Origin of the sequence: Paenibacillus sp. 2TAF8, from assembly GCF_052114825.1 — a bacterium.
Taxonomy (GTDB): domain Bacteria; phylum Bacillota; class Bacilli; order Paenibacillales; family Paenibacillaceae; genus Paenibacillus.
Genome location: NZ_JBFRFN010000012.1, coordinates 29,143 through 42,602, shown reverse-complemented (window position 1 = coordinate 42,602; position 13,460 = coordinate 29,143). Strand labels below are relative to the sequence as shown.

Here is a 13,460-nt window from a genome sequence, read left to right as displayed (position 1 = left end):
AATTTGAAGTATCACCGATCATCAGCAGTCATCAGATGTAAGAAGTAAACAGTAAACAGTAAGCAGTAAGCAGTAAGTTGTAAGTAGCGAGCAGTAAGCAGTAAGCAGTACGCAGTACGCAATAAGTAGCTAGCAACAAGCAACAAATATTTCTCCAAAATAATTACCCTGGCAGCTCTAACGATCACAGATGACGCTATTTGCCCCAAATCGGGCAACTCTAAATTCTAACGATCACCACAGACGTTATTTGAGCATTTTGCAGAGAAAATGGCTAGAATTCGAGCTTTTCATCCCAAATAACGTTCCTCAGGATCGTTAGAATTTGAAAGTGTACTTTTTTCGCAAAATAAGGTTTCTGGTGATCGTTAGAGGTGGGGTTTCATAAGGAAGGGTCGGTACTTAGGTACTTCTTTATTTCTTTACTTCTTTACTTCTGTACTTCGGTACTTTGAGTTGCTATGGGTTGCATCAGTTGTCTCGGTTGCCACCCGTTGCCATCAGTTATAGAGTCAGAGTTACGTCTGCCGAGGCGAGATGACGCAGTCCCTCCGAGTGGACTAAAGCTACATTTTCACCTTGATGCGTTCACACACATAAAGTAGTTGCTATCACCTCTTGAACATGACCGTCCCAGCCGTTGAAACCGATATGGGAAGGTCTATTTGTTATATGTAGAACAAAGGCGGGATGAACGATGAATTCAAAGAATTCAAAGAACTCGAAGAATGTAGAGACCACCGTTTCGAATAATGAGGCCTTACCCATGAATGAAGTTTTACCAACTGAGTCTAATAACGGAGTCACGCCAATGACGTCTAATAATGGGGCCGCAACAATGATCACCAATAACAAACCCATAACAGCGATGTCCAATAATGAATCCGTACCAACGACGCCAAATAACAAACCCATAACAGTGACGTCCAACAACAAAACCACAGCTCGGCTGATTATCGCAGGTACGGGGAGTGGGGCGGGTAAAACGACTGTAACGCTCGGTCTAATGAAGGCACTTGCCCAGCGCGGATTCAGCGTACAGGGGTTCAAATGCGGTCCGGATTATATTGATCCAACGTATCATACGGCAGTGACAGGTCGAGCTTCACGTAATCTGGACGCATGGATGACTTCGCCTGCATATGTGAAGGAGACATTCCAGCGGGCATCCGCAGGTCATGATATTTCCATCATTGAAGGGGTGATGGGCCTCTACGACGGTAAAGATCCGCTCAGCAACGTCGGCTCTACCGCAGAAATTGCGTTGATTACACAGACACCGGTGATTTTGGTTGTGGATGTACGCAGTATGGCGCGCAGTGCGGCAGCCATCGTTCTGGGCTTTCAGCAGTTGGAGCCTGAATTAAACATTGCTGGTGTGATAGTGAATCGGTGCGGAAGTGCAGGGCACTATACGATTGTGAAAAAAGCGATTGAACAAATGTGCGGCATTCCGGTCGTCGGTTGGCTGAAAAGGGATGAAGACATGTGCATCCCGGAAAGACATCTCGGACTGGTCCCTGCCATTGAGCGTGGAGAACTGGAGCCTTTATTCCAACGGGCAGCCGATGTGTTGCTAGAGGGTACAGATCTGGATCATCTGCTTAAATTGGCAGCAAGTGCTCCCCCTCTCTCGTATTTAGAAGGAAGCGATGATGTTACAGCTAACTCTATAATCCAAGCGGTCATTGCTCACGACTCAGTCCAAGATGCTAGTTCTGATCACTCTAGCGACACCAGAAAAGACAGCCTTGTGGCTAACTCTACCGATATCAGTAACATTACCTATACAGCCAGCGTGAACGATGCCGAGCATGTGTCCCAGCTGAAGGCTCTCCACATTTACAGCAAGCCGGAAACGTACCAGCCTGTTATTGCCGTCGCTCGAGATGCCGCGTTTAACTTTTATTATCCTGACAATTTGGAACTGCTCGAAGCGGCGGGGGCGAAGCTAAAGTATTTCAGTCCACTCGCTGGCGAAGGCATTCCGGCGGAGGCGGATAGTGTTTATCTTGGGGGTGGTTTTCCAGAAGAGTTTGCGGCGCAGATTGCCGGAAACGAGCTTTTTCTGGAAGGGCTGCGAGCAGCAGCACTTTCCCGGATGCCGCTGTTCGCGGAGTGCGGCGGCTATATGGTGCTGGCCGAAACGTTGACAGATCGTGAAGGACAGACGTATACCATGGCAGGAATTATTCCTGCTCAGGTACATATGCAGAAGAAGCGAGCTGCACTGGGATATCGGGAAGCGAGTGCGGTTCAGGACTCTTTTTTGCTAAAACAGGGTGAAGTGCTACGAGGGCATGAATTCCATTACTCCACGATGACGTACCGCGAAGAAGGAGCCATTCCATATGCGTATGAAACGAAGGGATTAAGGGGTTCGAAGCAGGAGGGATACGCTTCGGGCAATATCGTGGCTGGATACACACATGTGCACCTCGGTTCTGATCCGCAAGCCGCACAGAGATGGGTGGAGCATTGCCGGCTGTACCGTGAGCACCAAGATTAGTTCAAGTGGAGCATGCATATGTAAAATTCGTGTTCAGAAGTGTTCAGAACGAACGTTTAACGCATCCATGTGTGGCACGGCAGTAAGGTTAAATATGGATGCGCAGAGCCCGAATTGGAGGGATATGGCCTGAAAAGTGTCTAGAAACCGCTTGGACGAGGACTGATTTTTCGTTTTGTCGAACCAGCCTAATCTCCCTCTTTCGGGAATGAGCGTAAGGGCATGAATTTGTTTTGAACCTCCTGAGACTTTGGTCGTGAAGTTGAAGATTAGACTGTACAATTAAAGGTTTTTAGTGAAACATGTGGAATGTGTTAGGGATGAGGCATCTTTTTTGAAAAAGGAGACTGGGGAGCCAATATTGATCGGAATGATGTGGATATGCCAAAGCATAATTCGGCTATACTAGGAAGTATTCTGAGTCTGTAGATATCCTGTTCAAAACCGATATGGAAGATATACACTCACCTCTAGTAACGGGTGTAACAGAGGTGTTTGATTTTGATGTTAAATTGTGCACATGCCTTGCAGTAGAAGTGAGGTAGAAGATTCACAGGTAGTCGATGATACAAAGTGTGGTTAATTTATAGGATATGGAGTGTGCAGACGAATCAAAACGAACAAGGTCAGAAGAAAGGAGATGATTGTAATGGATCATCGCAAAAAGGCACTTTTAATTGGAGATTATACACATCCGGACTGGCATCCACTACAGGGGGTAGACGCGGAGATTAGCCGGATTTTTCAAGATACGATTACGGTTCAGTGCAGTGAAAATCGCAACATGTTGCTTCATGAAAATATTTCAGGGTTTGATGTATGTATCTCCTACATGGACGATTGGAGAGGAAAAGTCTCCCCGCAGCAGACAGCAGGTCTGTTGTCTTATGTGAGTAACGGGGGTGGGCTGGTCATCTTACATAATGGAATCTCGCTTCAGAACCGAAATGAGATCAAACAGATGATCGGAGCCAAATTTCTTCATCACCCGCCTTATGCGCCATTGGAGTTCACGGTTACGGCGGAGAATCATCCCGTGACGGAGGGGGTTTCCGGTTTCACAATGGAAGAAGAGCCGTATGAGTTCGAGTTCGGTTCATTTACAGAGACCAAAATTCTGCTGGAATATCAGTCCAAAGAGGGGCCTAAGCCGGCGGCATGGGCGCATAAATATGGACTGGGCCGAATTGTATATTTGATGCCTGGGCATTCTGTTCCATCCTTTGCAAACGAAATGTATCGTCGATTGGTTTTGCAGGCAGGTAAATGGGCAGCGCGGTACGTATAACAAAGCTCTCCTTTTTGCATGTCGAGGTTTAAGAGGTGTAATATAGAGACAACCAAAGAGGAGGATGAATAAGATGAGCGATTTGTTCAAGAAGGCGTTCTCGTTAGGGCTTGGTCTTACGTTAGTCAGCAAAGAAAAGATTGAGAAAACCGTGGATGAGCTGGTGGAACGCGGGAAGCTTGCGCCCGGAGAATCCAAAGCGTTTGTTGAACGATTGTTGGAGCGCGGGGAAGAAGAGCAAGGCCAGTTGAAACGTGTCATTCAGGAGCAGGTCAAACGTGTGCTTCAGGAAGCTGGCGTGGCATCCGAAAGTGACGTGACCAGTCTGGAGCAGCGCGTTGCGGTTTTGGAAAAAAAGCTGGCCGAGCTGAATCAGACACCGCAGCTTCAACTAGATGAATCCCCGGCTCCGGTTGTTGAAGACTCTCCTCCTCTCAAAGGAAACGAGATCGAATAGATGGCTGTGCGGATCAAACATGTCGGCAGATACCGGGAGATTGCCATGGCGCTGGTGCGTCATGGCTTCGGTTATATGGTCGAGGAGCTGGGATTATTCCAGCTACTGGCCCTGCCCAGACGGTGGATGTCGCGTGAAGCACAACCCACCAAGACGTTAAGTGAACGGATCAGGCTTGTTCTGCAGGAGCTGGGGCCGGCTTTTGTGAAGCTGGGGCAACTTGCAAGCACAAGGGCAGATCTTTTACCTGAATCGGTTATTCGGGAACTGGTCAAATTGCAGGATCAAGTTCCGCCGTTCTCATCAGAGACGGCACGGGGTATTTTGGAACAGGAATTGGATATACCGCTGGAGGAGATCTTTTCCCGGTTCGAGGATACCCCGGTGGCCGCGGCCAGTATTGGTCAGGTGCATCTGGGCAAACTTCAGAGCGGAGAGGCGGTAGCGATTAAAATCCAGCGCCCGGGCATATCACGGATTGTGCAGCGTGATCTGGACATTCTGTGTGAACTGACCGCGATGGCAGAGAAACGTTGGGATTGGGTGAAACAATACCAGATTCCGCAGATGGTGGAGGAGTATGCTCAGGCTCTGATGGCGGAACTGGATTATACGGTAGAAGGTCGCAATACGGAGAAGATTGCACAGCAATATCAGCAGGACCCTAAAGTGAAAATTCCGGTAATCTACTGGGATCAGACCTCATCACGTGTACTGACGATGGAGTATATTGAAGGCATTAAGCTAAACAACCGGGATGAACTGGTGAAGCGTGGTCATGATCTGAACAATATTGCTGAGCGGTTGGTGGATGCGCTGCTTAATCAAATTTTTATGCAAGGTTTCTTCCATGCCGATCCGCATCCGGGCAATCTGATGGTGCTGAAGGATGGGCGACTGGCTTTCATTGACTTCGGCATGGTCGGCAGTCTGAGTGATGAGATGAAGCAGCAGCTTGCCTCGCTTATTATCGGGCTGATGCGTAAGGATACGGATAGTATGATCCGTGCAATTGAAAAGTTAGGTATGATGCCGGATGACATGGATGCGCGTGCCCTACATGTGGATTTGGACAAACTTCGAACGAAATATTACGATATTCCTTTTTCCAAAATCAGTGTAGGACAGGCGCTCAATGACCTGTTTGGCATTGCCCAGAAACATAGCGTTGTCATGCCCGCAGATATACTCCTGATGGGTAAATCGTTGCTGACAATGGAAGGGGTCATTGAACATCTTGATCCTACCTTAAGCATCGTGGATATGGCGGAGCCGTTCGGACGAAAGTTGTTGAAGGAACGTTTTAGCCCAGGTCGGATCAAAAATCGGTTATTTCGCAGTGCCGCAGACATGGCGGAAAGTGTCATTGGCCTGCCAGGGCAGCTGCGACAATTGTCCTCCATCATCAGCAAAGGCAAGCTGCGGCTGGAGATCAGCGTACCCGAATTAGAGTCACTCATGCGTAGATTAGATCAGATCAGCAATCGTTTATCATTCAGCATTGTGCTACTGGCCTTCTGTATCATCATGGTGGGACTTATTATCGGATCTTCGATTAGTCACCAATCCACGATGCTATGGGATATTCCGGTGATTGAGATTGGTTTTCTCGTGGCAATCCTCATGGTGGCGTTCCTGTTGTACTCGATTTTTAAATCGGGTAGGTTCTAAGCCGGAAGTTCAACCGCAAGGCCTTTTATGAAAGGTCTTTGCGGTTTTTTTTGATGAGTAGAGATAAAGGGAGTTAAATCTAGCAGGATGAAGATAATAGGAGATAAGCACCTGTTTTTACGATATTACAGTGTTCGTACATATGTATGTCTGTAACTATAATAATAGGTCAGTAGATTAACGGCCCCGGTTTTTTTGAGAGAGGAAAACTAACAACAGGCATTGCTCTGTCTATCCAGCAAACGTAGTTGAGATTAGTTGGTGAGACGAGATGCCGTAAGCAAAAAAGACAGCTGAATGGTAACGGAAATGGTCAGTACATGCTGGAACGGCAATGACATGATGATTATGAGACGGTGTTTGCGGCTGAATCAAGGCATTAGACCATCATGCACTTAGGGACAAGTAGACTGCTAGCGATAGACAGGTTAAGGACGCGGTATGCTTTTAGACATCACCATGAGCAGGCGAAGAGTCAGGCAGATAATAGTAGTTTTTTCTGCGAAGACTTATCCGTTATTTTGTGTTGTTTGCAGACTTCCCACTGTCATTTTTATGGGTCCCAAGGTGAGAAATTGGACGTGTATGACTCCCGTTATTCTCCAGCAGGTTCGTTAATTTGAGGGACACATCTAGGAGGCAACGCAAGAACATATGAATACGTTAAAACAACAGTGGTTTGGCAACATTCGCGGAGACGTGCTGGCAGGAATTACGGTAGCACTCGCGCTTATTCCGGAAGCTATTGCCTTCTCCATTATCGCCGGTGTCGATCCGATGGTCGGCTTGTATGCATCGATTACGATTGCTATCGTCATTTCGATTGCAGGAGGCAGACCGGGCATGATCTCGGCAGCAACAGGCGCCATGGCCGTATTGATGGTGGGGCTGGTCAAGGATTATGGCGTGGAGTATCTTTTTGCGGCGACTATCCTGACGGGCATCATCCAGTTTATTTTAGGCATATTTAAAGTAGGGCGATTTATTACGTTTGTGCCTCATTCGGTGTTGACCGGATTTGTGAATGCACTAGCGATTCTGATCTTTATGGCGCAACTTACCCACTTTACGGGAGCGAACTGGATCATGTATGTGATGGTGGCGGGAACGCTAGCTATAATCTATATTTTGCCGCGTTTTTTCAAAGCAGCTCCAGCTCCGCTTGTTGCCATTATTATTATGACTATTATTACGGCGATTTTTCATCTCGATGTCAAAACGGTGGGTGAAATGGGCAATCTGACGAGTACGTTGCCAATGTTCCATCTGCCGAATATCGCGTGGACATGGGATACACTGGTGATCCTGCTTCCTTATTCGTTTACGATGGCACTTGTCGGTTTATTGGAGTCCCTTTTGACCGCGACCATTGTGGATGAGATGACGGAAACGAAAAGCAGCAAAAACCGAGAGGTACGTGGTCAGGGGATTGCAAACTTTGTAAACGGATTGTTTGGCGGGATGGGTGGCTGTGCGATGATCGGACAGTCGGTGATTAATGTGAAGTCAGGCGGACGTGGAAGGCTGTCCACATTTACGGCAGGTGCGTTCCTTGCCATTTTGCTACTATTACTGAGTGGTGTGGTGAAACAAGTCCCGATGGGTGCGCTGGTCGGTGTGATGTTTATGGTGTGTATCGGTACGTTTGATTGGAGCTCTGTGAAAAATATTGCCCGCGTACCATGCGCAGAAGCTTTCGTTATGGTGGTGACGGTAGCCATCGTTGTTTACACGCATGACCTTTCGCTTGGTGTAATGGTCGGTGTCGTGCTCAGCGTGCTGCATTTTGGCTGGAAACAGACCAAAATTCGTGTACAGGCTAGCGAGGAGCAAGGACAGAAAGTGTACCTTGTACACGGGCCGTTCTTCTTCGGTTCCTCGTCCCATTTCGTGGATGAATTCGATGCGGAAACCGATCCGCAGGACATCACCATTGACTTTGGCGGGTCTCATATCTGGGACAACACGGCAGTTGTGGCGATTGGCAAAGTGAAATTCAAATATGCGAAGCTCGGCAAAACCGTGCATCTGCGTGGATTGAATGAAGAAAGTTCCCGTCTGCTGGAGCGCAGCGGATTTAATGTGTCAGGTGCAGGTACTGGCGGACACGGAGCGTAAAGTAATTGTTTCAGGGATTATTCTTATGTCGTAATAAGAGCTCGGTTGCAAATGCAGGCGACTGAGTTTAAGCGATAGTTAGGTAACGGTAAGCCTTGAAACGGCTACGGTTGATAGGTAATGCTACAAAGTATTGATGCGTAGCGGTCTCCTTGTGGTTTATGCGAGGGGAGCCGCTTTTTTTTGTAGTCGTGAGCGCTAACGATCATGAGATGCCTTATTTAGGCGTATTTGGGCCATTTGCATTTCTAACGATCACCAGAGACGCTATTTAGCTGATTTCACTCCTTTTTTGGGGGATTTCTTTGATTTTTGAGGAAATAAGCTTCCTGGTGATCGTTAGAATTCTGACAGTGCGTATTTCGAGCAAATAAGGTTTGTGGTGATCGTTAGAAATTGGCGTGATCTTTTTCTAATCGCTCAGGTTGGCTTTAGTCTTCAAGGTTAGCGATACCAGCATTCAAATCATATAGGATGTAGAAATGATTCCATTTGCGTGTGGTCACAATTTCCTGTTTGCCTTCTTTTATAAAAAAATACCCGGAGCCTTCTTGCTGTTGATATTTCCAACCTTCACGTTGCATTCTTGACTTTAACCGTTCCTGCGGATCATTCTCGTCTTTGGTAAGGTAACGTTCCCTGCCCGGCGAGGGATTGTCCATCTGAATGATTGAGTGGCCGCTTCGTTCTAAACGTATGATTTGCTTTACGTTGCCATAACCAACGTTGTTCAGGATCGAAAATAAAGTAAGGATGGCTAATACCAACATGCCAGACAGTCCCCATATGATCGCTCTTCGGAATCCTCTCGCTTTCATCGCATATTGACCTCCTGTTCTTCCTGAGAAGTAATAATGTTATGCTGCACATTAGATTAAACACGAGCACACGGATGTTGGTTACCAAAATGTTGCTATTAAGTGTGCGGGTAGGTAAGACGAAATGACTCAACAAGCTGTTTTATTAAGCTGATTTTTAAAAGGAATAAATAAATTAAACGAACTGTAAAACAAGGAGCAAGGTTATGTTTAAACGGGGCTATTGATTTATCTCTAAAATGCTCAGTAATACTGCCTGGTGGACACATTGTTTTACTAAATATTTGATTTTTTACGATACGTTCATGCTACAAGTTGGCGCGGTAGCTCGGTTTCGCTTTTGTTTTACTGGATGAACGTGTAAACTACAGGATATGGAGAAGAAGAGCAATGGAATGATTGCTTTTTAAAAATTCATTTCATAATCAGAGTTGAATTCAGGAAAACTAGTTTGGACTTACAGGATGTATGCTGCAGGTACAGGTGTGTTTGGAGTAGAGAATCAGGTTCAGATGCAGAATTCGGGCACGAGGACGCCAATAGCAGGCTCGTATGCCGCCTCAAACAATGACATAGACTCAATCAAGTTCAGACGGAGATGCCTATGCATTTCCAAGTGGCTAGGGTCTTCTATGAAATGGACTTATCTAAATGAATATACAGAGGTGTAACGATTGGCAAATTTTGAACAACTAGGTATTCGCCCGGAATGGTGCGAGGTGCTGAAACATCAGGGAATCGCTGTGCCAACTCCGGTACAGGAACGTTCGATTCCCGTACTGCTGGGTGGACGTGATATTATCGCCGAGGCACAGACGGGCACAGGAAAAACGCTGGCTTTTTTGCTGCCGATTATTCAGAAAATTAACGTATCGGACCTCTCTCCGCAGGCACTCATTATCGCGCCTACGCGTGAGCTGGCTTTGCAGATTACGGAAGAAGCGAAGAAACTGACTGCAAACGATGACAAGCTACATGTGCTTGCTGTGTATGGTGGACAGGATGTAGAGAAGCAGCTGCGTAAGTTGCAAAACGGAACTCAAATCGTTGTAGGAACACCAGGCCGCCTTCTGGATCACCTGCGCCGTGGTACATTGAAGCTCGATAATGTGAAAAAACTGGTGCTGGATGAAGCGGATCAGATGTTACACATGGGTTTCCTGGACGATGTAGAGACGATTTTGCGTGAGCTGCCGCATAAACGGCAAACGATGCTGTTTTCGGCAACGATGCCTAAAGGCATTCGTGTATTGGCGAAGAACTATATGAAAGACCCGGAGGACGTGAAAGTTTCCTCCAAGTCCGTGATTCCGATTCATCAGATTCGCCAACAGGTGCTGGAATGTACAGATCGCGGCAAGTTTGATGCACTTCGTGGCATGATTGATACCTATCGCCCGTATTTGGCGATTATTTTCTGCCGGACGAAACGCCGGGCTTCCAAGCTGAACGAAGATCTGTGTGAAGCCGGATATGAAAGTGACGAGCTTCACGGGGACTTGTCCCAAGCGAAGCGGGAGAAGGTAATGAAGGCATTCCGCGATGCGAAGTTACAAATCCTTGTGGCCACGGATGTCGCCGCACGCGGTTTGGACGTTGAAGGGGTTACTCACGTATTCAACTACGATATGCCACATGATGCGGAAAGTTATATTCACCGTATCGGTCGTACAGGCCGGGCAGGTGGAACGGGTCTTGCCGTAACTTTTGCGACGCAGCATGACAGACCGGAGCTTGCTCGAATCGAGGAAGGCACGAATCAGAAGCTGAACCGCATTCAATGGACAAGTGAAGGCCCGGTTGCTTCTACGGGAGCTTCTCGCCGCGTAATTAATAGCGAGGGCAATGATGAACGCGGCGGTCGTACTGCCGGGACAGGCAGTGCCCGTCGCGGTGCAGGACGTAATGACCGCCGTGATGGTGGACGTGGCGGTCGTGGTTCGCGCGGCGGCGAAGGTGGCCGTAGCGGTGGACGCAGTGGCGGCCGTAGCGGTGATGAGCGCAGCACAGGCCGCGGATCGGCGCGCAGCAGCGACAGCAGTCGCGGTGCAGCAAGCCAAGGCCGCAGCAGCAGTAGCCGCGGTACAAGCCAAGGCGGCCGCGGTGGTGCAGGCCGCGGCGAAGAGCGCAGCAGCGGCGGCTGGGCTGGCCGCAGCGCAGACAAGCGCACCGCTGGGCGCGGTGGCGCTGGTTCGGGCCGCTCGGACTCCGCAGGACGCGGTCCGAGCAGAGGCGACCGCCGCGATTCTCGTCGCGGGCGGTAACACACTGGCGCAAGCGGCGATGCAGCCGCATCTTGCGCTAGAAGCATCATAGCCATGCGACCGCAATAGCGGATGCCGCATGGCTCATATCAAGAGTGTTCGGGTACGCAATCGTACCGAACGCTCGAACCAAGGGTCGCGACGGAAGCACGTCGCGGCCCTTTTTTACGCCAACGTTACAGCACTTATTTTACATGTACTTATCTACACGATGAACCTCACTCCAGCTCTCGCTCGTTGTATAGTCCCACGCTATGATCGCTACACCACTGCTAGTTTTGATGTGATATCGTCTGCGAGTTAGCCCCTTTGTTACCTCAATGTTGTCCCATGAGTGCCGTCGACTGCCGCGCGATACTTTGCCTTCTATCAAACTACATATGAGTTAGCTTTTAATCCCGCTAAACTACCACATGATCTCATCCCCGAGCGCTAACGATCACGAGAAGCCTTATTCATGCTTTTTTGAAGAGTAAAAAATTCTAACGATCACGGGAGACGCTATTTGGTGAAAAAGTTGCTAATGAAGGGTGAGTTGCGGTGATTTTAGCAAAATAGGGCTCCTGGAGATCGTTAGAATTGTTATAGTGATAATTTGGCCGAAATAAGCTCCCCTGTGATCGTTAGAATCCGAGCAATAAGTACCAGAACGACAAAACACCTCATCCTAGACCTAAGGACGGGGTGTTTTCGGTTTAAAACTTATATGATTAAAAGATGGCACGATATCTTGCTTACTAGATCACATCAATGCAGGGAAGCCCAGTGTACCGTTCGTCTATAGTTAGGGAGCTGATTTGCATTATTTCACTTATGGAGTGTACAGCAGGTGCACAAGCAATGTATTCACTTTTCTGAATCTGAACGTATACTAGTCCCGGTGCCCGTACCTCTGCACATTCACATATACAAGTAACGCAGCTGGTTCCAGCGACCGTGCGCTGGTGTTAATGTAAACGCAAAGTTTTTTCTCACTGCTTACGATATACTCTGACATCGGCTGGTTGCACGGTTACCCATGGACATCATCAGCGTACTGATCCCGGTACTTCTCGTTATACACTCGTCCGACGGACTCCGCGAGTCCACCGCGTGCTTTGGTCGGATAACGTTCGATGGTGTGATAGAGCCGCATAAAACGGTCTTTCGGCATGAAGCGTGCATAGCGGGTAATCAGGCTGGGAAACAGCTCAATATATTTGCTCTTACGCACGGCAGCGGCCGCCACGGCGGTCAGAATCTGGATGCCATTATGCAACTGTAAAATGTGAACCTCATACGTCGCGATATAACGAATCGCGTCTTCACGGATCAATTCCGGCTTCAGCCTGGCAATTTCGCCAATATACTCGGCGAGCAGCCGCTCGAAGTTATGGAGCAGGAGCGGTTTCAATTGCAAGTCCATATCGCTTCGCAGCACGAAGGATTGCAGTAACGCAATCTGTTGCAGGCGAATGCGGTCGTTATAGATCAGAGATCCGATCTCGCGCAGCATCTCATATGCGAGTGCCTCGTCTTCTTTTCGCGCTTCGGCAACGAGAGCCCAGTTTCGGTTGATGCTCTGGCGGATCACTTCTTCATCCAGTTGCAATAAGCGTCTCATCTCGCGTCGCTGTTCAACCTGGAATGAGCGCTGCTGCATGAAGATCAGTCCACCGAGCAGCAATAGCGACACCGTAGCCGCGATCATGGACTGATCGAGCGTTTCACCGAAATAAGTAGCTGCTGCGCCGATCAATAGAACGAAGAACACATCACGCACCATCCGGCGTTTCACTCGTGAATCTGCTTTCTCTTGCACAGAGACAAGTGTGCCACGCCCGCAGGAGGTGCAGTGTTCTTCCCAAAGGCATGTATATTGTCCGCAGCGCTTGCAAATATGCAACTTTTCAAAGGCATATGTCGTTCGGTTAAATGGCCGTAGGGATACAACTTTTTTCGTATTCATGCTCCATCACGTCCGCCATTCAGAATATTGTACAGGGTGCGATCAGTGTCTTCGCGGGAGACGGGTTTGCGGCGATGAACCTGAAACGTGATCACCCTGATGATGACAAAAAGAAACAATATGGCGAGGCATACGTATGTAACCATAATTCCGTCCCTTTCTATGGCTTGAGAATCAAGCACTGTTATATTGCAGTTTGCTGGCAATAACTATATCATATTTCCATAGTTGGAATTATTGTTCCAACCAAAGCCCTAAAATCGTCGATTTTTGTCAGACATTACAAAACTGTAACTCAGAATAGGGGTGCTTTTCAGATTTTATTAGCAGACTGTTAAGATTTCCTTAAGGCTTGACGCCTATAATAAACTATTCCCATTTTAATCT

General features: G+C 48.0%; 9 protein-coding genes. 6 read left to right on the top strand and 3 right to left on the bottom strand.

Features of this window, described 5'->3' with window-relative positions:
- The first annotated feature begins 766 nt into the window (after positions 1-766).
- From AB4Z30_RS18265 to AB4Z30_RS18245, 5 genes are all read left to right on the top strand, one after another.
- Complete coding sequence (locus AB4Z30_RS18265; protein WP_441928902.1) at positions 767-2,509, top strand: cobyrinate a,c-diamide synthase; 1,743 nt, start codon at positions 767-769, stop codon at positions 2,507-2,509.
- Positions 2,510-3,158: 649 nt separating this feature from the next.
- The gene (locus AB4Z30_RS18260; RefSeq protein WP_441928900.1) at positions 3,159-3,797 is read left to right on the top strand and encodes a ThuA domain-containing protein; all 639 of its coding nucleotides are present in this window, start codon (positions 3,159-3,161) and stop codon (positions 3,795-3,797) included.
- 73 nt (positions 3,798-3,870) lie between these two features.
- Positions 3,871-4,254, top strand: coding sequence for a phasin family protein (locus AB4Z30_RS18255; protein ID WP_441928898.1), 384 nt, complete (start codon positions 3,871-3,873; stop codon positions 4,252-4,254).
- Positions 4,255-5,925 carry an ABC1 kinase family protein gene (locus AB4Z30_RS18250; RefSeq protein ID WP_441928896.1) on the top strand — a complete coding sequence of 557 codons (1,671 nt, stop codon included), beginning with the start codon at positions 4,255-4,257 and terminating at the stop codon, positions 5,923-5,925.
- Between the two features lie 654 nt (positions 5,926-6,579).
- Positions 6,580-8,043 (top strand): SulP family inorganic anion transporter, encoded by a 1,464-nt coding sequence (locus AB4Z30_RS18245; protein WP_441928894.1) that lies wholly within the window; start codon positions 6,580-6,582, stop codon positions 8,041-8,043.
- Positions 8,044-8,474: 431 nt separating this feature from the next.
- On the opposite strand, the gene AB4Z30_RS18240 is transcribed toward AB4Z30_RS18245, so the two are convergent.
- Complete coding sequence (locus tag AB4Z30_RS18240) at positions 8,475-8,861, bottom strand: hypothetical protein (protein WP_441928892.1); 387 nt, start codon at positions 8,859-8,861, stop codon at positions 8,475-8,477.
- A gap of 674 nt (positions 8,862-9,535) precedes the next feature.
- Here AB4Z30_RS18240 and AB4Z30_RS18235 point away from each other — a divergent pair.
- Positions 9,536-11,125, top strand: a complete 1,590-nt coding sequence (locus AB4Z30_RS18235; RefSeq protein WP_441928890.1) for a DEAD/DEAH box helicase — start codon at positions 9,536-9,538, stop codon at positions 11,123-11,125.
- 1,012 nt (positions 11,126-12,137) lie between these two features.
- Here the strand turns inward: AB4Z30_RS18235 and AB4Z30_RS18230 are convergent.
- Both AB4Z30_RS18230 and AB4Z30_RS18225 read right to left on the bottom strand, forming a co-directional pair.
- Positions 12,138-13,073: a hypothetical protein gene (locus tag AB4Z30_RS18230; RefSeq protein WP_441928888.1), complete on the bottom strand. Its 936-nt coding sequence runs from the start codon at positions 13,071-13,073 to the stop codon at positions 12,138-12,140.
- Complete coding sequence (locus AB4Z30_RS18225; protein ID WP_434749071.1) at positions 13,070-13,219, bottom strand: hypothetical protein; 150 nt, start codon at positions 13,217-13,219, stop codon at positions 13,070-13,072. Before AB4Z30_RS18225 ends, AB4Z30_RS18230 begins: the two co-directional genes overlap by 4 nt.
- Between the last annotated feature and the right edge of the window lie 241 nt (positions 13,220-13,460).

Coding starts and splice junctions, on each gene's coding strand:
- AB4Z30_RS18265 (WP_441928902.1), top strand. CDS start 767: ATGAATGAAGTTTTACCAACTGAGTCTAATAACGGAGTCACGCCAATG.
- AB4Z30_RS18260 (WP_441928900.1), top strand. CDS start 3,159: ATGGATCATCGCAAAAAGGCACTTTTAATTGGAGATTATACACATCCG.
- AB4Z30_RS18255 (WP_441928898.1), top strand. CDS start 3,871: ATGAGCGATTTGTTCAAGAAGGCGTTCTCGTTAGGGCTTGGTCTTACG.
- AB4Z30_RS18250 (WP_441928896.1), top strand. CDS start 4,255: ATGGCTGTGCGGATCAAACATGTCGGCAGATACCGGGAGATTGCCATG.
- AB4Z30_RS18245 (WP_441928894.1), top strand. CDS start 6,580: ATGAATACGTTAAAACAACAGTGGTTTGGCAACATTCGCGGAGACGTG.
- AB4Z30_RS18240 (WP_441928892.1), bottom strand. CDS start 8,861: ATGAAAGCGAGAGGATTCCGAAGAGCGATCATATGGGGACTGTCTGGC.
- AB4Z30_RS18230 (WP_441928888.1), bottom strand. CDS start 13,073: ATGAATACGAAAAAAGTTGTATCCCTACGGCCATTTAACCGAACGACA.
- AB4Z30_RS18225 (WP_434749071.1), bottom strand. CDS start 13,219: ATGGTTACATACGTATGCCTCGCCATATTGTTTCTTTTTGTCATCATC.